Here is a 23,400-nt window from a genome sequence, read left to right as displayed (position 1 = left end):
TTTCCTCCTATCTGTTAATATACTGCATCAGCAATGTATCTATATCTATTGTATTTTCCCCGTAATTGATGATATCCATATAAAAATCAACGATGGTATAGGTGTTTGATTTTCCCCGGATGAAGTGCATAAATCTTTCGGTTTTAAAAAACTTTAATCCCTCTTTATTATGGGTTAATTTTTCCAGATCCACAGCAAATTTACCTTTGACCCAGTCATCGGAAGGATATTGTTCCACAAAATTCCAGATTTGTTTTTTTATATGGAGGATAGTTTTATAGTTTGTGGTTCCCTCGTAAAGATCCATCAATTCAACAAAAGTTTCTACATCCTGCCCCTTTATGAGGAGGAGTTCTTTGACCCCTTTTAGGATATCCCCCTTAAAAGTTTTTTCCTTTTTCAATGTTTTGGAAAGCCAGTCCTGGATGGTGGAACTTTCCGATCCAATATCCAGGTAGAGGTCGTCCAATTCTTCCAGGCTTATATTTTTTCCATTCTTTAAAAATTTAATTTTTCTATGACTGAATTTAAAGTACTGTATAATAAATTCATCTTTATCTATTTTTTTATGGGAAAGGTAGTTAAATGTAGGCATTAAAATTTCCAGGATATAGTCTAAAATTCCTTCCCTTATGGAGATATTTGAATGAATTTTTTTATAATAATTCATATAGTCCGTTAATTCCCTGTATAATTTCAGCTGGTTTGTCTGAATCAATCTGGAACTTTCAAATGATCTGGATTTTTCTTTAAAAATATCTATAGTTGTTCGGACTTTTGTATAATACCATGATCTGATATCTTCCCTGATGACCCTGGAAAAATAGAGTTCATCTGTAAAATCACCCCTGATCAATCCCCGGAGATCTGAAAGTTTATCTTTTTGGACCTTATCCATGGATCTTTCCTTATCTAATTTGTAGAGCCTTCTAATGAGGGAATCTATATAATGATTGATCTTTATCTGGGTCTGGATGGTATATTTCTTCTGAAGGTAGATCATATTGAGATAATCAACCAGGGCATAGGAATAATCATATTTTTTAGTGGTGTTGATCAGATACCCTCTGTGTTCTAAAAACTTTATATAGAGGTCTCCCTCTAGTTTTTCATATGTAGCCATCCCATTAAATTTTAAAATTTTTATAATAGGATGGTATATATATTGATGCCAATATTTGGATTTATCAATAAGGCTCCTGCCACCTTCTAAACCTTCAATATCATCCAGGAGTTTCTTGTAGTCTCCGCTTTCTGTCAGATCAAGGTTCAGCTGGGTTTGTTTGGTAAATTTAAACTTTTCCCTGTAGTTCATCTCCTCCTGACTGTCTTCCCCTGAAAAAAATTCGGTTACTACAGCCTCTATAGATGAAAAATTAAGAAAATGAGCCACAGAAACCCTGTGGTTGCCGTCATAGACATAGTATTCATCCCTTATTTTATAGAGATCAACCGGGGGAAGTTTGAAATCTCCCAGCATCTCAATATAGATGTTGCACCATCTTATCTTGACGATACTGTTTTTAGGAATAAATCCCTTCTTAAAATCTTCGGTTTTCTGAACACTGCCGACAATTTTAGAGAGGGGAACACTTTGAAGTCCCAGGCAGGAGTTGTTATAGGCAGATAGTTCTTTCTGTATATCTGAAAATTTCTTCAATTCCTCTCTGTGACCCAGAGGAATCCCCAAGATCTTACCCTTTCCTACAAATTTATCATAAGCATTTTTAGCTTCCTCCTGGATATATGAATTAATCATAAAGACCTCCTAATTTTTCATATATTCTATAACTTTATACCCGTAGGCATTGACGATCCTGGTATTTCCTACGATGGTTTCCTGGGTATCCATATGGGAAACCAGATGAATATGCCCATGGATCCATAATTTAGGTTTAAAATATTTTAAAATTTTATGAAATACCTCAAATCCCTGGTGGGTAAAATCTTCCCGGTCATTGATCCTTCGAGGGGGAGTATGGGTTACCATGATGTCCAGGTTTCCCCAGAAAAGGTATCCTAAATTTAAGATTATCCTCTGGGTCATCTCAAACTCCGAGTATTGATTTTCCTGGTAGGAGTATTTTTTACTCCCTCCCAGGCCGAATATTTTCAGCCCCTTATATTTTATAATTTTTCCATCTATATTTTTACAAAATGAGATATCGTGCCCCTTCTTATAGACATGATTTCCATTGACATAGATGACATCCTTATTGAGAGTTGTAAAAAGATAATCCAAATAATCATTTCCCAGATCTCCTGCTGAAATTATAAAATCAATATCGGAAAACATATTTTTTAACTTATCCATGGGATATCGTCCCAAAATTTCTGTATCACTGACGATGAGTATCCTGTATTTTTTCCCCATTCCTCCCCCTCTTTTTGGTCACGAATTACATGAATTATCACGAAATAAAAAATAAAAAATCCTGACGCAGACTAAGATCCGATTGTTCTTTTGACACAGAATTAAGACCGTTTTTTACCGCGAATTACGCTAATTCAAAATCCTTGACGTAAATTATTTCTGCCACCAATCTAATCTATAAACTGCTTACTTCAATTATATAAGAGTCTTACTTTTTTGTCACTATTAGTGAATATTGGTGTTAATTCGTGGCTAATTTATAGGTATTAGCAAAAAAGGAGGAAAAATCCCCCTAGTTTTTATAATTCGTCTAAGTTATATCCCATTTCCTTTAAGAATGGCTTTTTCTTTCTCCAGTTATCCTTAACTTTAACCCATAGGTTTAAGTATATTTTTTTCTCCAACAAAGTTTCGATATCTTTTCTGGCATCGGTACCAACAGCTTTTAAAAGAGCTCCCTTTTTACCGATAACTATCCCTTTTTGAGAATCTCTTTCCACATAGATATTGATATCATATTTATCCTTACCGTTTTCCCTTCTTTCTACATTGATGATCTCAACAGCGATAGAATGAGGGATTTCATCTCTGGTTCTAGTTAATATTTTTTCCCTAACAATCTCTATGATCATCCTATACATAGGCATATCGGTATACATATCTTCAGGATAGTACATGATGCCTTCCTCTAAAAATGGATCGATAGCTTCCAATAACTTAGGAATACCGATGGCATATTCAGCTGACATAGTTACGATCTTGTGGAAATTCCCTAATTTTGCTTTGATTTCCCCGATTTTTTCCTCGATCTCCTCGTCTTTCATAAGGTCAATCTTATTGATAATAGCAATTCTAGGAGTATTAGGAGCTTTCATAATCTTATCGAAGACAAATTGATCTCCTGTACTGATCTCCTGAGTCCCGTCCAGTACCATAATAACTGCTTCCACTTCTTTTAGTGCACTGATGGCTGTATTGGTCATATGTTCACCTAAAAGATGTTTAGGTTTATGGATTCCCGGAGTATCAATGAATACATATTGTGTATCCTGGATAGTCAATATTCCCTTGATTGAATCTCTGGTTGTCCCGGCTTTGTTAGAAACTATGGCTACCTTTTCATTTACTATCTTATTCATCAATGTAGATTTTCCTACATTTGGCCTTCCTACTACTGCTATAAATCCTGCTTTCATTAAATCTCCTTTTTTCTTATATTATTAATAGAGGTAGGGGGTAATTCATGAATTACCCCTACTCATCTCCGATTCCTATCTCCATATATTTTTCCTTGATTTTTCCTGTATTTCTGCTGCTGTAAAGACTGGTATTTTGAATGGTTGAATACCCCATCCTTTCCTTTACCACATGGGCACCCTCTGTGTCTAAAATATTTTTTAGGACGGAATTTCTGATCATATGGGTATATATTTCCCTGTCTAAGCCGGCTCTTTTTCCATATTGTATCAGCCTGGCTCTATAATTTTGTCTGGAAACACTGGAAAATATCTTGGTGTTTTTATTTCGGAGTTCATCTCTTTTCTCTTCTATAAATATCTGTAATCGTTCACTTAAAGAGTCGTCCAAAGGGATCTTGTTTATTTTGGTCCCCTTAATCTGAGTGATAGCTTTATAATCTTCTGAGATCAGATCTTCACACCTGAGATCTAAAACCTCTGAGATTAAAATACCGGTATCATAGAGGATATCTAAGATGATCTTATCCCTATATTCTTTTGGGGAGTCATCCATAACCTCCCTCAGTTTATCTATCTCCTTTAAACTCAATATTTCTAAAGTTCTTTTTTCAGGAGGTAGATTTTTTATCTTTTCCATGGGCAGACTATCAATTATACCATTTTTGTAAAAATATTTTAAATATCCCCGGATAGATATTATTTTTCTGTTGATACTGTTGTTGGAATAGACTTTTTTCAGATCTCTTATGAAGTTTAAGATGTCCTCCTTTATTATTTCATTTAGAGGTTTATACCTGATAAAGATAAAGAAATCATCGATATCTTTTTTGTAGGCTTCGCAGCTGTTGTAACTAAAGCTGCTGTCTTTCATGTGTTTTTCGAATTCTTTGTACCCTGGAACTTTCTCAAGCATCTAATCCTCCAATCGCATTCTGCGAAACTAATAACCAAACCTTTTTTGTCACCAATTAACACCGATTTTCTCTGATTATCTCTACGCAGAAAACTGTAGTCGTCAATAGTCGTTTTTCTAGTCTGTTAAAGTCAGCGTCAAAAGCTTTATTTAATTATCAATTGCCTTTTAATAGATCTTTTGCATGATTTTTCACACTGATACTGACCTGATCTCCTGCTAACATTCGTGCTATCTCATCTATTCTCTCTTCTGGATTTAGGTTTTTTACTGTGGCTATGGTTTTTCCCTGAATATTTTTTTTCTCAATATAAAATTGCTGGCTTGCCTTGGCTGCGATGGCAGGGGAATGGGTTATACATATGATCTGGGCATTCTCCCCGATGTCATATAGTTTATCGGCTATCTTTCTCACGGTTTCTCCCCCTACCCCGGTATCGATCTCGTCAAATACCAGTATAGGGACATTATCCACAGCTGAAAATATCACTTTTAGAGCCAGCATGATCCTGCTCATCTCTCCGCCGGAAACCACCTTAGCCAGAGGCTTCATCTCCTGGCCCAGGTTGGGAGCTATCATAAATTCTACTATATCCATCCCTGATCTGGAGATCTTTTCATCCACTTTAAAATCCACTTTAAACCTGGCATCCTTCATATTTAAATAGATCAGCTCAGAAGTCAGACTTTCCTCTATCAGCTTAGCTTTGACCTTACGGGCAGCAGATAAATCGGCAGCTACGGTTTTATATTTTTTTAGGAGATCTTCCATCTTTTTATTTAATTTTTTTTCCTCAAAATCACTTTCATCCAGAAGATCCAATTCCTTTTTAATCTTATCCTGGTATCCTAAAATTTCCGGGATATCTTCCCCATATTTTTTCTTGAGGTTGTTTACCTTATCCAGTCTGTCCACTACAGCATTTAGCCGGTACTCATCCACATCCATGCTATCCTGAATATTTTCTATATTGTATGTGAGGTCTTCAACTTCATAGTAGATTTTTTCTACTTTTTCAAAGATAGCCTCATAATCTTTACCATACCCGGAGAGGGATTCCATATTTTTTTTTACATTATGGAGTAGAGATGTGACATTTATCTCTCCCTCACTGATACTATAATAGGAATTTTTTAGTTTTTCAGTGATTTTACCGGCATTAAAAAGGATCTTATACTCATCCTCTAATTCTTCATCTTCATTTTCAGATAAGTTGACTTCTTCAATCTCGGCCAGCTGATATTCGTAGAGATCCTTTTTCTCTTTGATATTATTTCTTGTTTCAGAAAGCTGGATCAGGAGTCTGTGAATCTCCTCATAGCTGGAGACAATACTTCCCAGCTGGTCTTTGATAAGATGTTCATCTTTATTTAAAAATCTGTCGATTAATTTTATATGATTTCCTCTATGAAGGAGCATCTGGTGGGAGTGCTGGCCTACGATATCAACCAGGGTACCCATGATTTCTCTCAGGTTGCTCATGGGTACTCTTCTGCCATTTACAAAGGCTTTTCCCCGGCCATTGGATTCCATCCTTCTTTGGACAATTATCTCGTTGTTTTCTACATCTATTCCCATCTCATGGAGTTCACGGACCTGGTTTTCATCGGCATCGAATACACCTTCAGCCAGAAGATAGTCTGCCCCGTCCCGGAGCATCTCCATATTGGTTTTTTCGCCGATAAGAAGGTTGATACCTGTAAGGATAATAGACTTTCCTGCTCCTGTTTCCCCTGTGAGAGCTATTAATTTATCTTGAAATTCTAATTCTAATTTATCTATAATTGCTAAATTTTCAATTCGAAGTTCCCTTAACATATCTTATCTCCCCACTTTAATTTTTCCCTTAAAACAGAATAATAGTTTCTTGATTTTGGCAGCACCAACTTTAATTTTTTATCTGAATATTTTATTTTAACGGTGTCATCTTTAGTAATCTCGATAATATCATCTCCATCCACAGCTACATAAGCTGAACCTTCTCTTTCCTCTAATTTTAATGTGATCTCCTCTTTGCCATCTACTATTATAGGTCTGGTACTTAAGTTGTGCGGGGCAATGGGAGTAATTAAAAGAACATCTAAATTCGGTCTGATGATGGGTCCTCCTGCTGAAAGGGAATAGCCTGTTGACCCTGTGGGAGTAGCAACAATTAATCCATCTGCCCTGTAGGTATTGATATAGTGTTCCCCTGAAGCTCTGATCCTGATTAACTTTTGCAGGATACCTCCCTTTGCCATAACCACCTCATTGAGTCCGGTATATGTTTTTCCGCCGACCTCTACCTCCAGCATATGCCTTTCCTCTAACTTATAGTTTCCCATCAAAACATCTTCAAAAACTTGAAGAGCTTCGATCCTCCTTATATCTGTAAGAAATCCAAGACTTCCCATATTTACAGCAACGGCAAATTTATTGTGGGCAGCTATTTCCTTGCTGGCCTTTAGGAGGGTTCCGTCACCACCAATTACCACAACAAAGGCTGATCCTTCTATCTCTGGCTGGACCTCTATACCGCAATTTTCAAAGAATTCCTTGGATACTTCATAAAATTTTATTGCATCTTTTTTAGAGGTATTATATATGATACATACCTTTTTTTTCATCTTTCTCCCCCTGTATGACCTATGGTCAAATGTGTATATTTAAATGTATAAACAGAAAATCTGGATCTAAAAATTATCTGGATTAGAGGATTTCAGGTTAAACCTGGTCTCGTAATAAAGATATGATCTCCCGTCTAAGTTAAGTCCTAAAATCCCGATTTCACTGCCTTTTCCTACCGTTTGTCCTAACTTTACATAGTTAGAAATCAGGTTTCCGTAAATAGTGATCAGGTTATATCCATGATCTATCATGACAACTTTTCCCATATTCATAAATTTACCTGCATAGATAACCTTCCCTTTATTTGCAGAAACAACCCGGTCTCCTAGATTTCCCTGGATCTCCTGCCCGGAACTACGGATTCCTCCTACCTTGGCTTCATTAAATCCAACTACGACCCTTCCAGAGATGGGGCTTTTAAAACTTCCTAAATATTTAGCAACAGTTGAATAATTTACATTTCCCAGTTGTTTGGTTCTGGTTCTGATTATATTATCGATCTCTTTTTCAATGGCAGCTTTTTGTTTTTGAAGGTTAGTTATTGTATTTTCAGCTTGTTTTGTTTTGGCTGTTGTTAGCTTCTTATCTTTATTATATTGTGCTATTAGATTGTTGTGCTGTCTTTTCTTGCTCTCCTGCTGACGTTCTTTATAAGCCAGCTGGGATTGAAGTTTTTTAAGATTTCGCTGCTCATTCTCGATATCTTCTTTGACTTTTTTTATATTGTGCTGGACACTTTTTATCTCCTCCTGCCTCTCCTGATTGGCCTTGAGGATTTCCTTAAAATTATAGGTGTCGACTTCATCGGTTATCTCTTTTTTCTGCCATGACTGGAGCATAGCCACATAATCATTTTCCATATTAGCGAGTTCTTTGGAACTGAATTTCAGATTCCGTTTCCCATAATCGACCTTCCTGCTGACCACATCAATTTTTGCCTTGAGGAGTTCTTTCTCGCTTTCAATAATTTTTAATTCTTTTTCTACACGGGTTATCTGTTCTTTCAGTGTTTCGGTTTTTTTATCTATGGTTTTGATCTTTTGAGTGTTTTTTTTTATCTCTTCACCCTTTCTTTTGATCTCATTTTCAATCTGATTGATCTGATTTTTTTTTTCATCTAAGCTGTTGGAAAATGTGGTTGTGGTAATAATTATTGTGATCAGGCAAAATATTAGTTTCTTCATTGACCTACCTCTTAACCTTTATCAGGTTAAAGGATAGAAATGGAAAACTTAAGCTCACAAGGATAATGATGATTCCCACAACGATTCCAGCCTGGATGGTAGAGGCCAGGTAATTTAATCCTGCTATTTCAGTGCGGATAAATTCATAGAGGTTTAAAAAAATTAAACTGCCTATAACAGCTGCCGAGATAAATTTTATATTATTTATAAAATAATAGGGCCTTAAGATCTCTTTTTTTTCCATGCCGAGATATAGTTTAGCTTCTATATCATGATTTTGGCTGACGACACTGCTATGCATTATATTAAATATCATTATTTTTATAGGCAGAAGTGTGATGATAAGTAATCCGATTATAAGCTTATTATTTCTTTTTATTTTTTCATCCAGTGCAGCGACCCTTTTTTTATTGATTACGACTTCTTTTACACCATCGATCTCATCGATAATCACTTTTGCTTCATTTAGGTTTTTTTCTCCTTCAGTTTTTACTATAAAGGAGTTTAAGAGGGGATTATTTATCCCGCGATTACTGAGTCCCAGTTGGGCAGCTAAATTTTGAAACGCTAATTCTTTATTTATATAGCTGATTTTTTCAATACCCTGGAGGTTCAAAATACTTTTTTCAATCTTCTCAATACTGTTTTGAGAGACGTTGTTATTCATATACACACTGAGAGCATAACTTTTATTTAAAGTTTTATTACTCTGATGGATATTATAGATGGAGATAAGGCTTATATTGAAAAATAAAAATGCACAGATCAAAGTAGTGAAGCTGAGGGTGTAATAGGTTATATTTTTTTGGATCAATTCATTTATCTCGGTATTCATTTGACGTATTTTTTTAAACATTGGATATTGCTCCCTTCTCTAAGATATATTTGTCACAATTTATCATATTTTCAATTTTTTTATTGTTGGTAAAGATTACGATAGTTTTACCTTTGTTATTAAGATCTTGGAGGTATTTCATCAAACTCTCAATTTTTTCGGTCTTTAAATGCATTTGCGGGTTATCCAGGATGATCAATTCTGGATCTAACACCACAGATCTGGCGATGTTAAGTCTTTGTTTTTCCTCTAAATTCAGAGTAGTTAAAGAATTATTTTTTTTCTCTAAAAGGCCGAAATTTTTTAAATGTTCCTCACCTGCTGCAATGAGTTTCTCAGGAGACAATTTTGTATGGATCTCCAAGGGAAGGGTGATATTTGCCAGAACATCCTTAGTTTGTATAAGTTTAAAATCTTCAAAACAAATACCTATTCTTTTGTGGATTATTTTTGAACGGCAATTGAACTTAGCAAGGTTTTTACCTCCTATTGTTATCTTCCCGGATTTAGGAGTATCCAATTGACAGATCAAGTCGATCATCTTGTTTTTTTCCAGCTTAGATCTATAATTTAAAAGGACAAATCTTCCATTTGAAACATTTAAATTTAAATTATTGAGACATGGTTTCTTTTCGTAAGTGGTTATATTCTTAAATTTTAACATTTTAAATTCTCCTATGAAACAAGAGTTGATTACTGAAAGTCTATAGATGGAAAATCACTGCCCATTTATCCTTAAATTATATCAATATTAGGAGGAGAAGGTCAATTTTCTTTTTTTCTTGATTTAAACCTTACAATACTCTAAAATTAAAAGAGAAAACTTAGAAAAAACCTTTGTCATGAAGAACAGAGAGTAAAAAAATAAAATTTTTATAGGGTGGATTTTAAGCCAGAGAGAAACCCTTAGTCAGCCGGATAAGAGGAGTAAAAAAAATGAAAAAATTAATTATAGCAGAAAAACCAAGTTTAGGAAGAAATATAGCCAATGCACTGGGCCTGAAAAAAAGAGGAAATGGATATATAGAAGGTGAAAAATATATTGTTTCCTGGGCATTCGGGCACCTGTTCGAACTGTCAGATGTAGATGATTATTTTGGCCAGAAGATGAAGTGGAAGGAGGTAGAACTCCCCTTTACGCCCAGGAAGTTTAAATTTAAATTGAAGGAAAGCAAGGGAATAGCCGAACAATTTAAAATCCTTAAAAATCTTATGGAGAGGGAAGATGTAGAAGGAATTATCAATTGCGGGGACGCAGACAGAGAGGGACAGATAATAATAGATAGGATTATAAAGGAATCCAAGATCAAAAAAGAGGTATACAGACTATGGCTGCCGGAGCAGACCAAGGAAACCATCATAAAGGAAGTTGAAAATATAAAACCTGACAGGGAGTATATAAGGTTAGCTTTTGAGGGGTATTCCCGAACTGTAATGGACTGGCTCTTCGGGATAAATTTAACCAGGTATATCACCCTGAAAAGCGGCCAGTTGATGCCGGTAGGGAGGGTACTGATACCTGTATTAAAATTTATCTATGACAGGGATATAGCCATAGAAAAATTCGTCAAAGAAAAATATATCCAGCTTGAGAGTGAATGTGAAAAAGATGAGATTAAATTTAAATTGTCTAAAAGTACCAAATACCCCATGAAAGCTGAGAAAAAAGCTGACTCAAAGTGTGAAGAACTGAACTCTTATGAGGGGATAGTTTTATCTAAAGAAAATAAGGAGATAAAAAAACAGCCGGGCAGGTTATTTTCATTGTCAAAATTACAATCCCAGCTTTCGAAAAAAAATAAGATAGATTTTAAGGGGTCATTGGAAATAATACAAAAATTATATGAGAATGGATATATCACATACCCCAGGACAAATACAGAATATTTGGCGGTAAATGAAAAGGGGAAGGTTAAACAGCTCCTAAAGGTGCTTTCAAAGGATCATAATGTAAAATTTAAGGATTCCAAGAAGATATTTGATGATGACAAGGTGGAGAGTCATAGTGCCATAATTCCGACGATGAAATTTCCCAAAAACAATTTGAATGGCCGGGAAAAAATAATCTATGAAACTATTCTAAATCGTTTTATTTCAAACTTTGTAGCTGAGGAAACTATTACAGCCAAGGTTGTGGTAACGATAGGTGTGGGAGAGGAAAAGTTTAAACTTTCGGGGGAGAGTGTCGTACAGGAGGGATTTTACAGGTATGAACCTGCAAATCTTGAGAATAAGTTACCAAATTTTATTGTAGGAGATATCTTTAAAGTCCAGTTTAAAAAAATATTAAAGGAAACTAATCCCCCCAGAAAAGTATCGGAAAGGGAACTGTCAGCCCATTTAAAAAATCCATTTAGGAAGGACAGTGATACTGAAGAGGATGAATATAGAGCTATGTTGAAGGGGATAGAGATAGGAACCGAGGCTACGAGAACAGGGATAATAGAAAATGCCAAAAAATATGAATATATATCACAGAAAGGTTCTAATTTTTCTCTGGAACCATTGGGTCAAAAAGTGGTGGAGACCCTGGATAAATTAAATGTGGATCTATATAAAACAAAAACTGTGGAATTTTCCAAACTCCTGAAAAAAGTGTATAAGGGAAACAGCACTATCCAGGAAACCATAGATCTGGTTACAGGGGAACTGCAGAAAATTATAGGCCAGAATATAGAGATACCCAGGGTATATGATGATTCAGAAAGAGAGATAATAGGAATCTGCCCCAGATGCGGCAAGAATATCTATGAGAACAGCAGGGGATTTTCATGTGTAGGTTATAGAGATACCCCGCCGTGCAATTTTACCCTATGGAAAGAAAGTAAATATAAATCTATCGAAGTGAAGATATCCAAAACAAGGGCTAAAAAATTAATAAAAGGAGAACCTATCCTTGTAAAGAAGATAAAGGGTAAAAATGAGAAGATGTATTCAGCTGAATTTAAATTAGAGGATACAGGGAAATATGTGAACCTAAAATTAGAAAAATATTTTCCGGAAAAAGAATAAAAAAGCAACGTGACGCTGCATCCAATTAGTCATAATCAAAAATAAAAAAAATCCCTCCTTGTCTAGAAGATAAAGGAGGGAAACTCTATAAAGTGAAAGAGCCAGTAAACCTTTTGAGAAAGTTTACTGGCTCAGCATTAGAAACACCATAATGTCGCTAACACATTTCAAAGACAGTATAACTTATTTTTGAAAGAATGTAAAGTTTTATTTTTGCCATAGGAGGACAGAGATGTTAAAGGGAAAAAAATTAAAAGAAGGAGATACCATAGGAGTTGTAGCTCCTGCTAATTCCGGTTCCAAAGAGAAGGTGCTGAGATCGAAAGAAAGGTTGGAAAGTCTGGGATATAAGGTGAAACTGGGAAAACATATCTTTGATACCTGGCATTCATTTGCAGGAACGGATAAAAGGAGAGTATCGGATATAAATAATTTTTTTAAAGATCCAGAGGTAGATGCCATCATGTGTCTTCGTGGGGGATATGGAAGTATCAGGATTGTAGAGGACCTGGATATCGAGATGATAAGGAAAAATCCCAAGGTATTTATAGGATATAGTGATATTACAACACTTCATAGTGCATTGAACCAAAAGGCTGGTTTAGTTACCTTCCATGGTCCCATGGCAGCGTCTAATTTTTTTGATATAGATAAATTTACCACAGATTCATTTAGAAAAAGTGTGGAAGGAATCCAGCCAGGAGAAATAATAAATCCGATAGAATTAAAATCTCTGGCAGGAGGAAAGGCTGTTGGGGTAGTGGCAGGGGGGAATTTGACAACCCTTATGGCAGATATGGGGACTACAAATGAACTTGATTTTAAAGGAAAAATATTATTTGTAGAGGAGATCAGGGAGCCCACATATAAGATTGACCGTGCTCTGACTCAGCTTTTAAATTCAGGAAAACTATATCAGTTAAATGGAATCATCCTGGGAGATTTTAATAACTGCATTCCTGCATCGGAATACGATATGAACCTCATGGATCTATTGGAAGACAGGCTGGAAAATTTAGGTATTCCCATAATCTATAATTTTCAATCGGGTCATTGTAAACCCATGGTAACTCTCCCTCTGGGGATAGAGATAGAGATAGATTGTGATGAATTAACGATTAGGAGTTTAGAGGGAGCAGTCAGATGAAAAATATATTAAAAAAATTAGTTTTATTGATAATCCTGGTATCTATAATTTCGTGCAGGAGTACAGAAACTCCAGTTGTTCCAATAAAATCTGCCACAGAGAAAGCAGTGGATGACTTTACGCATATGCCTCAGACAGAAAATGCCAGCCTGGGGATGAAAGTTGTGAACTTAGAAAGTGGTAAAACTTTATTTAAATTAAACCCTGATAAATCCCTGGTGCCTGCTTCCAATATGAAGTTATTGACAACAGGAGCAGCTTTGGAAATTTTGGGGAAAGATTATAGATTTAAAACTATCTTAGCCTATGACGGGAAGATAGGATCGGACGGGACTTTAGACGGGAATATCTATATTATTGGCGGGGGAGATCCCACCCTGGGGTCTAAATATCTGGCTGCAGAAGATCCTGAAAGGGTAACAACAGGGGAAAAAAAGAAACAGCTGGAATTTTTAAATATCTGGGCAGAAAAAATTAAAAGCATGGGGATAAAAAAAATTAATGGCCAGATAGTAGCCGACCCATCTTATTATCCTGAAACAACTCTGTCTCAAACGTGGGAATGGGGGGATCTGAGGTACACCTTTGCTTCCCGACCCAGCGGGCTTACTTTTTTGGATAACAGTATCAGGCTGATACTGCAAAGGGAAGATGGAAATATCAGGGCAAGTGTGTCCCCGTCGTGGGTTAATACTGTGGTAACCAACAGAGTTGCAGCAGATGAAATCCGGCCGTCTAAAATAACCCTGGTAGTGTCTCCTTACACCAATGAAATAGTTGCACTGGGAACTATGAATAAACCAATAATTTCATACAATACAGTGATGCAGGATCCTGCTTCTGCCCTGGCTGTAATATTTTCTAAAACTTTAAAAGAGGAAGGCATAAAAAATAATGGCGGCAGGTTAATGGGGAAAAACGATAAAGCTATAAATAAAAATAACCTTATTTATACCCAGTATTCTCCTAAACTGGAGGAGATCATAGGTTATACAAATAAATATAGTGTAAACCTATTTTCAGAACATCTAAAGATAGAGGCTGAGAAGAAATTAAGGGGAAAAAGTAAAGAGAGTGTTGAAACAATGAAGGGGTATTGGAGTAATCGTTTATCTGCAAGGGGACTGTATATCTATGATGGAAGCGGGTTATCCCGTTACAATGGGGTGACCCCTGACACTCTTGTAGAACTCTTGAAATATATGAAAAAATCCGAGAATTTTTCTAGTTTCTATGATTCTTTGGCTGAACCCGGAAAGAATGGAACCTTTAAAAAGTTTCAAGAACAGACGGTCTTAGTGGATAATCTTCACGGGAAGAGCGGCACTCTTACAGGGGTAAAATCCTACGGGGGATATATGTATAATGTTGACGGAGATCTGCTGGCCTTCTCCATAATAATAAATCATCATGGGATGAGCGGAACCAAAATATCTGAAAAATTGGAGAAGGTAATGGAGAGTATCTATTATTTGAAATAAATAGTAAGGCAGAAAACTGAATTTCAAACTCTTCCTTTTTATGGAGATTTCATGAATATCAAAATTAATTCTAACTTTAGAATAAATTTTAAATATGAATCTCAAATCAGAGAAACCGAAGCAAAGATAGTTGCTGATAAGCAAATGCTATGGGTTATCTTTCTCAATATAGTTCTTTCTCCCTATTTGGGATTTGCATTTAAAATTAACGATTGTTTATAGTAAATTTTAATAATCGCAAAACTCGTGCTCGAAGGGCGAGAGAGGGTAAACAGATTCTAAAGATTCCATCTTTAATACGGGTTACTTTTTCTCTTGAAAGAAAAATTAACGAAAAAGTTCAAGAAGTTTATAAGTTATCTTTGTGAGTAAGTCACGATCGTCATTGTAGAAACAGTACAGCTGAAGTGTAACGACTATAAACTTCACAGTTTAAAGTCAAAAGAAAGTTCAAACCAAGAATAAAAGATAAAAAACTTGAACACGGAGATACACTGAGGGAAAAAAGAAAGTACACGGAGAAAGCTCAGTGAAACTCCAATCTAACCTCGGTGAGTCTCTGCGTTGATAGGTTTTCTTAATCTATAAAAATTAGATTATGGATTCGTGCAATTCGCGGTAAGAAAAAAAGAACCTCTTAGTGAGCTCTCTAGCTTTTCATTCGTGTAATCTGTGACAGAAAAAGAAAAAATTAAATTTTTAGGAGGTTATTTTTTATGGATAGCAATAAAATTTTAGAATTGGCAAAAGAAATATCTCCCTGGTTATCCGAAGTCAGAAGAGATTTTCATATGTATCCGGAGCTGGGGATGGAGGAATTACGTACCCAGAGGAAAATTTGTGAATATTTGGATGAATTTGGGATCTTATATAAAAAGATGGCAAAAACAGGGGTGGTAGGAGAGATAAAGGGAAAAGGTGCAGTTAAAACTATAGCTCTCAGGGCTGATATGGATGCCCTGCCTATTTTGGAGAAAAATCATGTTTCTTACAGGTCTAAAAATAATGGAGTTATGCATGCCTGCGGTCACGATGCACATACTGCCATCCTTTTGGGTGCAGCTAAAATACTCAGTGAAAAACAGGATGAATTAGGTGTAAATGTCAGGTTTATATTTCAGCCTGCAGAAGAAACTGTAGGAGGAGCTGAGCCCATGATTAAAGAGGGGGCCTTAGAAGGTGTCGATGCTATATTTGGATTGCATGTGAGTTCCGAGATAGAAAAAGGAAGTGTGGAATACAGGTATAAGCAGATGAATGCTTCTTCGGACAGTATAGAGATAGAGATCCGGGGGGTGTCCGCCCATGGGGCATATCCCGGAGAAGGGGTAGACGCAATTGTGATAACAGCTCAACTGATAACAGCTATGCAGTCCATAGTGAGTCGGATAGATGCCAGAGACAGTGCGGTGCTGACCATGGGGATGATAGCTGGAGGGACAGCTCCTAATATCATAGCAGATTCTGTCAAACTCATGGGGACTTTAAGAACTTTGGATCCTCAAGTCAGGAAGTTAGTCAAAGAAAAATTAAGGGTTTTAGTGGAAACTCTGCCTGTTTCCATGGGTGGAAAGGGTATATTAAAGATCGAGAAAGGGTATTCTTCCCTTATTAATGACGATAAGATGGTGGATTTAGTAAAAAGAAATGCAGTGGATATTTTAGGGGTGGGAAATGTGCTGGAAAAAGAAAAGGCTAATATGGGTGTGGAAGATTTTGGATATTATCTGGAAAAAATACCGGGAGTATTTTTCTATCTGGGAGTAAAAAATGAAAAAAAAGGAATAGCAGCGTCAGCTCACAATGGATTTTTTGATATAGATGAGGATGCACTGCATTTAGGAGTTGCTATTCAGATTTTGAATGTCCTGTCGGTATAAACTAAAAAGGTATCAAAAGTAATATTACTTTTGATACCTTTTTTAAAATGATGGCGGATTGGACACCCATAAAACTTTAACTATGTTTTTTCCTGCATTGGAAATATAGTGGTTTTTTCTGGACTTATAATAAAATGATTCCCCCTTACGGGCTTTATATATTTTTTCTCCTAAATGAATTAAGACGGTACCGCTGAGGACATATCCGAACTCCTCTCCCTCGTGGGGCAGTTCCTCCTTATACCTTCCTCCCTCCTCTATGGTTATGAGGATAGGTTCCATTTGATTTTTCTGTGCGTTGGGAACGATCCACTCGATCTTATACTTTAATTCCTCATCGATACTCTCGAAGACATCTTCCTTTTTAAAGACAATTTTTTCATCTTCATCCTCATTGAAAAAATCCCGAAGGTTGGTACCTAATCCTTCTAAGATGTCTATTAGGGTAGTGATAGATGGAGATGTAAGATCTCTTTCTAATTGGGATATAAAACCTTTGGATAGTTCGCACCTCATAGCTAACTCATCTTGAGTGAGGAATTTCTCCTGTCTCAGTCTTTTAATTTTTTTGCCTATATCCATTATTCACTCCCTTTTATTTATTCAAAATTATCTTTTTTTATTACAAGTCTATTTAATATTATAGCTTGATATATAAAATAAATCAATTGACAAAGTATGTTTTTTTTTATAAAATGAAACGCTATAAGTTTAGTAATACTGTTTTTATAAACGTATTATATAAAACATAAAGTGACAATAAATGTAATTTATTAAAGTAAGTTTATTTTAGATGAAACTGATACGGTTAAAATTTATATAGCAGGGAGAGATTTTATGAAACAGGGAAATATAAAAATTGATTCTATATCTAAGTCTTTTGACGGGGTAGAAGTATTGAAAAATATTAGTTTTGAGATTAAGGGCGGAGAGTTTTTTTCTATCTTAGGAGGATCTGGATGCGGAAAAACCACCCTTCTTAGGATGATAGCAGGGTTTATAGAAGCTGATGGAGGAACAATCTATCTGGGGGAAGAGGATATAACCCGTCTAAGCCCGGATAAGAGAGATGTTAATACAATATTTCAAACCTACGCATTATTTCCTCATCTGACAATCTATGAAAATATAGCATTCCCATTGCGGTTAAAAAAAATAAAGGATGCAGAGATAGACAGAGAGGTAAAAAAATATTTAGAGATGGTGAAATTATCTGAACATGCAAATAAATATTCATCCCAGCTTTCAGGGGGACAAAAACAAAGGGTTGCCATAGCCCGTGCACTGATAAATAAACCAAAGGTTCTTCTCTTGGACGAACCATTATCTGCACTCGATGCGAAACTCAGACAGCATATGCTGATAGAATTGGATAATATCCATGAAGAGGTAGGGATTACCTTTGTATTTGTTACCCACGATCAGCAGGAAGCCCTCAGTGTATCTGACAGGATTGCAGTGATGAAGGATGGAGAGGTACTCCAGATAGGAACACCCAATGAGATCTATGAAAGTCCGGCTAATGCATATATAGCTGACTTTATCGGTGAAACCAATTTCATCGAAGGTGAGGTTGTAGAGTTAGAAGGGGAGTTCGGATACCTGGAATCATCTAATTATGGAAGGGTAAAATTTGAGCTGGATAAGGAAGTGGCAGTAGGAAATTCTGTGAAATTAACTATCAGGCCTGAAAAAGTAAAGGTATCTAAATCAAAACCCAGATATTTAGATGGCAATGACAATATATTCAAAGGTAAGATTGAAGAGGTGATCTACTCAGGATTCCAAAGTAAGTTCTTTGTAAATGTAGGAGATAAACTGTTCAGTGCATTCAAACAGCATGTGGATTTCTTTGAGGAAGATGCAGAAACTATCCATTGGAAAGATGAAGTTTATGTTATTTGGGATTCAGCTGACAGTTTCCTCTTAGAGGTGATATAGATGAAAAATCAGAGAAGCGGTTTAGTCTATTCTGCTCCTATAACCCTTTGGCTGACTTTATTATTTGTGGCTCCGACATTAATAGTTATAGTCTACAGCTTCTTAAAAAAGGGAATCTACGGAGGAGTGGAGTGGATATTTTCTGTAGAGGGATATAACTTTTTCAGCAGTTCGTATTTTTTAAAAGTAGTCTGGAATACAGTGGAAATATCTGTGGTCGCCACTGTAATTACGGTCTTAACAGCTGTACCGGTGGCTCTTTATATAGCCACCTCCAAGTATAAAAACTTTTTATTATTTTTAATAATAATTCCATTCTGGACAAATTTTTTGATAAGGATCTATTCCTGGATAGCTCTTCTTGGAAACAACGGCCTGTTAAATAATATTTTGATAAAACTTGGGTTGGAGCCTCACCAGTTTATCTATAATAAGTTTGCAGTAATACTGGTAAGTGTTTATGCATATCTGCCCTATGCTATTTTACCCCTTTACTCTGCCATAGAAAAATTTGATTTTGCAATAATTGATGCAGCAAGAGATTTAGGAGCCAGTAAGATAAAGGCTTATATCAAAATATTTTTACCCAATATAAAACCAGGGATTATAACTGCTACATTGTTTACATTTATACCGGCACTGGGATCTTATGCTATCCCAAAATTAGTCGGGGGAAATGATTCTCAAATGCTGGGAAATATCATAGCCAGAGAACTTACAATTACCAGGAATTGGCCCAAAGCTGCTGCTATTTCAACAATTTTAACAATAATAACAGTTATTTTTATTCTTGTTTTATCAAAATATGATAAGGGTCATAAGGGAGGAGAAATATAAAGATGAATAAGAAGAAGTTTTCACTGAATATGTTTATATTAACCCTGGTGTTTCTATACCTACCCTTGGTAGTTCTTATCGTTCAATCTTTTAATTCCGGTAAGGGTGTAGGATGGGATGGATTTTCCCTCAAATGGTACGATGAATTATTTAATCACTCTGCAAGGTTATGGAAATCCTTCAGGTACAGTATCTTAATTGCATTGACTTCGTCTCTAATATCTACAGCAATAGGAACTTTAGGAGCAATATCGCTTCAGTGGTATAGTTTTAAACATAAAAAATATCTCCAGGTAATATCTTATCTGCCCTTGGTTCTTCCGGATATAATAATGGGGGTATCGTTATTAATTTTATTTACCAGTATAAAGTTTAAACTGGGGCTGGTCACTATATTTTTGGCTCATACAACATTTAATATCCCTTTTGTGCTGTTTATTGTGCTGTCTAGGTTACATGATTTCGATTATTCCATAGTGGAAGCGGCGTATGATCTTGGGGCAACCCAAAAACAAGCCCTTACCAAGGTAATATTGCCGAACCTCATGCCGGGGATAATATCCGGACTTTTAATGTCTATCACACTGTCATTGGATGATTTTGTAATAACGTTTTTTGTAGCAGGACCGGGATCTTCTACCTTACCTCTGCATATCTATTCAATGATTAAGTTCGGGGTTTCACCGATTATAAATGCACTTTCAGTGATATTGATTGCAGGAACAATAGCACTGGCTATGTCTACAAAAAAGATACAAAAATATATGGTAAGTTAAAAAAAGGAGGAAAAAGATGAAAAAAAGTGTTATATTTATTTTGATGTTATTGGCTTTAGCAGGCTGCGGAAAAGAGGAACAAAAAAACGAGCTTTATTTATTCAACTGGTCGGATTATATTCCAGATGAGGTAATTACTGATTTTGAAAATGAAACAGGAATAAAAGTTATAACTGATTATTATTCTTCCAATGAGGAGATGTACGCAAAGATAAAGGCCGGGGGAGATGGCTACGATATAACTGTTCCATCTACTGACTATGCTGAAATTATGATGAAGCAAGGGATGCTGGAAAAAATAGATAAATCTAAAATTTCAAATTTGAAGGAACTGAATGAAGATATTGCATCTAAGATCAGTTTTGATAAAAATCATGACTATATCATCCCGTATTCTGTAGGAGCAACCGGAATAGCTGTGAATACAGAATATGTGAAAGATTTTGAAAGATCATTTGATATATATAACAGGAAAGACCTGAAGGGGAAGATGACTCTTTTAGATGATATGAGAGAGGTTATGTCCAGTGCACTAATCATTGCAGGGCATTCGCCGGAATCTTCTGATCCGCAAGACTTGGAAGATGCTCAGAATATAATCTTAGGATGGAAGGAAAATATCTTAAAATTTGACAGTGAGAGTTTTGGAAAAGGATTTACAAATGGGGAGTATTTAGTGGTACATGGTTATTATGAAAATATAGCAGCTCATATGACCGATGAACAGGCTGAAAATATGGTGTTTTTCATACCGGAAAAGGGAGCTCAGATGTATATAGACAGCATGGTTATACTAAAGGGAGCTAAAAATATCGAAAATGCTTATAAATTTATAGATTATATCTACAGACCGGAAGTATATGTAAAAATTGTAGATTATTTAGAAACTCCTTCTATAAATATAGGAGCAGGTAAACTCAGAGAAACTACACCAGTTTATGATGTAGAGGATCTGAAGGAAGCTTATCTTATGAAAGATTTAGGAGAGGCATTAGCCCCTCAAAGTGAAGTTTGGAATGAAATTTTAACTCAATAAATAAAATGAAAAAGATCGTAGATGACCAGAATTATCAATGATCTTTTTTTTTGATTTATAAAAAAAAATAGATTGACAAAGTTTTATTTTTTTTATACAATATCATGTAAAAAGTTTAGTAATACTGTTTTTTAAAACGCGTTATATAAAACATAATAACTTAAAAAAATAAGGTTTCTAAATTCTAATTTATTGAGAAAAGTAAATAACAAAATATTGCTCTTTCAAGATTTTGAAGGGACAATATTTTTTTTAAAAAAAGGTTTAGTATTGGTAAACTTTGAATATAGGAGGGATCATGCAAAACAAGACACCACTCTTCGATGCATTAAAAAACTATCATAAAACAGATATAGTATCTTTTGATGTTCCGGGACATAAAAAAAGGTTTCAAAATGAATTTTCGGACTATGTAGGTCATAAAATAATAGAATTAGACACCAATTCCATGAAGGAGCTGGATATATTAAATAACCCAACTGGGGTAATAAGGGAAGCCCATCAATTAATGGCTGATGCTTATAGTGCAGATGAAGCTTTTTTTCTTGTAAACGGAACAACTTCTGGTATACAGACCATGGTTATGAGTGCCTGCAATCCAGGTGACAAAATAATCCTGCCTAGAAATGTTCATAAAAGTGCTATCAATGCACTTATTCTAAGTGGAGCTACACCAGTCTATATTGATCCCGAAGTAGATGAAACTTTGGGTATAAGTTTAGGAATAAGTGTAGAAAAAATAAAAGAAGCCCTGATCAAAGACCCGGATATAAAGGCAGTATTTATTATCAATCCGACATATTACGGGGCTGTATCTGATCTGGAAGAAATTATAAAAATTTGTCATGAAAAAAATATGGTTGTCCTGGTAGATGAAGCTCATGGAGCCCATTTCCCGTTTCATGAGAAATTCCCTAAAAATGCCATGGCTTTGGGAGCAGATATGTCTGCTGTAAGTATCCATAAAACAGGAGGCTCCCTTACTCAAAGTTCAGTACTTTTTTTAAATCACAGACGTATAAAACAAGAGAGAGTAAAAAACATGTTAAATTTAACTCAGACTACAAGTGCGTCTTATCTTTTGATGACGAGCTTAGATGTGGCCAGGAAAACTTTGGTTACACAAGGGGACGAGATTTTTAATGATCTTTTAGAGATGATCTCTAAATTTAGAGAGGAGTTAAATTCTATCCCGGGAATAAGATGTTTTAAATCAATATTATCGGATAAACTCTATGATTTTGACGATACCAAGATAGGGATAAATCTTCACGGTTTGGGACTCACAGGATTTGAAGGGTATGATATCTTGAGGGAAAAATATAATATCCAAATGGAGTTAGCAGATACCCACAATATATTGGGAATAGCCAGTATAGGAGATACCTGGGAAGATTATCAAAAACTCATAGATGCCCTCAAAGAGATGGCAGAAAATTACGAAGGAAATAATCAATTAATAGATTTTAATGAACTTGAAAGTCTGGAATTAGTGGTATCTCCCAGGGATGCTTTTTATTCAGAGACCGAGAGTATACCCCTATCGGAAGCTATCGGAAAGGTAAGCGGGGAATCTATTATGGTATATCCTCCAGGAATTCCACTGCTGATCCAGGGAGAGAGAATTACAAAGGATTTGATAGACCATATATATTTTTTAAAGGAACAAAAGGCTGTTATAACTGGAATGAACGATAAAACATTAAATAATATAAGTATTTTAAAAGGAGAACACAGATGAAATTAGAAACTTTAGGAAGACATATTTTGATAGAATTTTATAATTGTAATGAGGAGACTTTAGCTAGTCCTGAACTTATTGAAAAATATATGAATAAGGCTGCAAAGATAGCAAACGCGACTATAGTTAATTCGGTATTTCACCACTTTAATCCATATGGAGTATCTGGAGCTGTTATTATCTCTGAATCTCACCTGGCTATTCATACTTGGCCGGAATATGGGTATGCTGCAGTAGATGTATTTACATGCGGAGACAAGATAAACCCATGGACAGCTTTTGATTTTTTAGAGGGTGTATTTGGAGCAGATAGAAGTGAATCTATGGAAATTCCTAGGGGAATGGTAGAAAAAATCAGAAAATTCCACCCTGAAGAATTAGGAAAGGTAACTTTCAAGCCGGAAGAGGACCAGGAAACAATTAATTATTAGAGGAA

General features: G+C 35.6%; 21 protein-coding genes. 11 read left to right on the top strand and 10 right to left on the bottom strand.

Translation table 11 applies throughout. The features are described from left to right. Positions 1 to 7: 7 nt before the first annotated feature. From DYH56_RS09760 to DYH56_RS09720, 9 genes are all read right to left on the bottom strand, one after another. Entirely contained in the window at positions 8 to 1,759 is a 1,752-nt protein-coding gene (locus DYH56_RS09760) for a hypothetical protein (protein WP_114642680.1), read from the bottom strand. 9 nt (positions 1,760 to 1,768) lie between these two features. Beyond that, complete coding sequence (locus tag DYH56_RS09755) at positions 1,769 to 2,374, bottom strand: metallophosphoesterase family protein (RefSeq protein WP_114642679.1); 606 nt, start codon at positions 2,372 to 2,374, stop codon at positions 1,769 to 1,771. Positions 2,375 to 2,673: 299 nt separating this feature from the next. Further along, entirely contained in the window at positions 2,674 to 3,570 is an 897-nt protein-coding gene (era, locus tag DYH56_RS09750; RefSeq protein WP_114642678.1) for a GTPase Era, read from the bottom strand. 58 nt (positions 3,571 to 3,628) lie between these two features. Further along, a complete protein-coding gene (locus tag DYH56_RS09745) occupies positions 3,629 to 4,486 on the bottom strand; it encodes a tyrosine-type recombinase/integrase (protein WP_114642677.1) in 858 nt (285 codons plus the stop codon). Positions 4,487 to 4,643: 157 nt separating this feature from the next. Then, entirely contained in the window at positions 4,644 to 6,305 is a 1,662-nt protein-coding gene (gene recN / locus DYH56_RS09740) for a DNA repair protein RecN (RefSeq protein ID WP_114642676.1), read from the bottom strand. Beyond that, positions 6,299 to 7,093 carry an NAD(+)/NADH kinase gene (locus DYH56_RS09735; protein ID WP_114642675.1) on the bottom strand — a complete coding sequence of 265 codons (795 nt, stop codon included), beginning with the start codon at positions 7,091 to 7,093 and terminating at the stop codon, positions 6,299 to 6,301. Before DYH56_RS09735 ends, recN begins: the two co-directional genes overlap by 7 nt. A 66-nt stretch (positions 7,094 to 7,159) precedes the next feature. Then, on the bottom strand, positions 7,160 to 8,278 hold the full coding sequence (locus DYH56_RS09730) for a murein hydrolase activator EnvC family protein (RefSeq protein ID WP_114642674.1): 1,119 nt from the start codon (positions 8,276 to 8,278) through the stop codon (positions 7,160 to 7,162). A 4-nt stretch (positions 8,279 to 8,282) separates the two neighbouring features. Beyond that, complete coding sequence (locus tag DYH56_RS09725) at positions 8,283 to 9,134, bottom strand: cell division protein FtsX (protein ID WP_114642673.1); 852 nt, start codon at positions 9,132 to 9,134, stop codon at positions 8,283 to 8,285. Continuing rightward, complete coding sequence (locus DYH56_RS09720) at positions 9,127 to 9,777, bottom strand: ATP-binding cassette domain-containing protein (protein ID WP_114642672.1); 651 nt, start codon at positions 9,775 to 9,777, stop codon at positions 9,127 to 9,129. Before DYH56_RS09720 ends, DYH56_RS09725 begins: the two co-directional genes overlap by 8 nt. Positions 9,778 to 10,049: 272 nt before the next feature. On the opposite strand from DYH56_RS09720, the gene DYH56_RS09715 reads away from it, so the two are divergent. The 5 genes from DYH56_RS09715 to DYH56_RS09700 all read left to right on the top strand — a co-directional run bounded on the left by DYH56_RS09715 (position 10,050) and on the right by DYH56_RS09700 (position 16,633). Next, complete coding sequence (locus DYH56_RS09715) at positions 10,050 to 12,125, top strand: DNA topoisomerase (protein ID WP_114642671.1); 2,076 nt, start codon at positions 10,050 to 10,052, stop codon at positions 12,123 to 12,125. Between the two features lie 232 nt (positions 12,126 to 12,357). Further along, positions 12,358 to 13,272, top strand: a complete 915-nt coding sequence (locus tag DYH56_RS09710; protein WP_114642670.1) for a S66 peptidase family protein — start codon at positions 12,358 to 12,360, stop codon at positions 13,270 to 13,272. Beyond that, positions 13,269 to 14,753, top strand: a complete 1,485-nt coding sequence (gene dacB / locus DYH56_RS09705) for a D-alanyl-D-alanine carboxypeptidase/D-alanyl-D-alanine endopeptidase (protein WP_114642669.1) — start codon at positions 13,269 to 13,271, stop codon at positions 14,751 to 14,753. The genes DYH56_RS09710 and dacB overlap by 4 nt, the downstream gene beginning before the upstream one ends. A 51-nt stretch (positions 14,754 to 14,804) precedes the next feature. Continuing rightward, positions 14,805 to 14,975, top strand: a complete 171-nt coding sequence (locus tag DYH56_RS15980) for a hypothetical protein (protein WP_158539115.1) — start codon at positions 14,805 to 14,807, stop codon at positions 14,973 to 14,975. A gap of 494 nt (positions 14,976 to 15,469) precedes the next feature. Beyond that, entirely contained in the window at positions 15,470 to 16,633 is a 1,164-nt protein-coding gene (locus DYH56_RS09700) for a M20 metallopeptidase family protein (protein WP_114642668.1), read from the top strand. A gap of 42 nt (positions 16,634 to 16,675) precedes the next feature. Here the strand turns inward: DYH56_RS09700 and DYH56_RS09695 are convergent, their stop codons facing one another. After that, complete coding sequence (locus tag DYH56_RS09695) at positions 16,676 to 17,215, bottom strand: helix-turn-helix domain-containing protein (protein WP_114642667.1); 540 nt, start codon at positions 17,213 to 17,215, stop codon at positions 16,676 to 16,678. Between the two features lie 255 nt (positions 17,216 to 17,470). Here DYH56_RS09695 and DYH56_RS09690 point away from each other — a divergent pair, with 255 nt between their 5' ends. From DYH56_RS09690 to speD, 6 genes are all read left to right on the top strand, one after another. Further along, positions 17,471 to 18,574: an ABC transporter ATP-binding protein gene (locus tag DYH56_RS09690; RefSeq protein WP_114642666.1), complete on the top strand. Its 1,104-nt coding sequence runs from the start codon at positions 17,471 to 17,473 to the stop codon at positions 18,572 to 18,574. Beyond that, the gene (locus tag DYH56_RS09685) at positions 18,575 to 19,411 is read left to right on the top strand and encodes an ABC transporter permease (protein WP_114642665.1); all 837 of its coding nucleotides are present in this window, start codon (positions 18,575 to 18,577) and stop codon (positions 19,409 to 19,411) included. It abuts the gene before it with no gap. 2 nt (positions 19,412 to 19,413) lie between these two features. Next, a complete protein-coding gene (locus DYH56_RS09680; RefSeq protein WP_114642664.1) occupies positions 19,414 to 20,187 on the top strand; it encodes an ABC transporter permease in 774 nt (257 codons plus the stop codon). 16 nt (positions 20,188 to 20,203) lie between these two features. Next, positions 20,204 to 21,223 carry an extracellular solute-binding protein gene (locus DYH56_RS09675; RefSeq protein ID WP_114642663.1) on the top strand — a complete coding sequence of 340 codons (1,020 nt, stop codon included), beginning with the start codon at positions 20,204 to 20,206 and terminating at the stop codon, positions 21,221 to 21,223. Between the two features lie 298 nt (positions 21,224 to 21,521). Then, positions 21,522 to 22,964: an aminotransferase class I/II-fold pyridoxal phosphate-dependent enzyme gene (locus DYH56_RS09670; RefSeq protein ID WP_114642662.1), complete on the top strand. Its 1,443-nt coding sequence runs from the start codon at positions 21,522 to 21,524 to the stop codon at positions 22,962 to 22,964. After that, positions 22,961 to 23,395 (top strand): adenosylmethionine decarboxylase, encoded by a 435-nt coding sequence (gene speD, locus DYH56_RS09665; protein ID WP_114642661.1) that lies wholly within the window; start codon positions 22,961 to 22,963, stop codon positions 23,393 to 23,395. The genes DYH56_RS09670 and speD overlap by 4 nt, the downstream gene beginning before the upstream one ends. Positions 23,396 to 23,400: the final 5 nt, after the last annotated feature.

The organism is Psychrilyobacter piezotolerans, assembly GCF_003391055.1.
In the GTDB taxonomy this organism is placed as follows: Bacteria; Fusobacteriota; Fusobacteriia; order Fusobacteriales; family Fusobacteriaceae; genus Psychrilyobacter; species Psychrilyobacter piezotolerans.
This window is presented reverse-complemented; position numbering and strand designations above follow the sequence as displayed.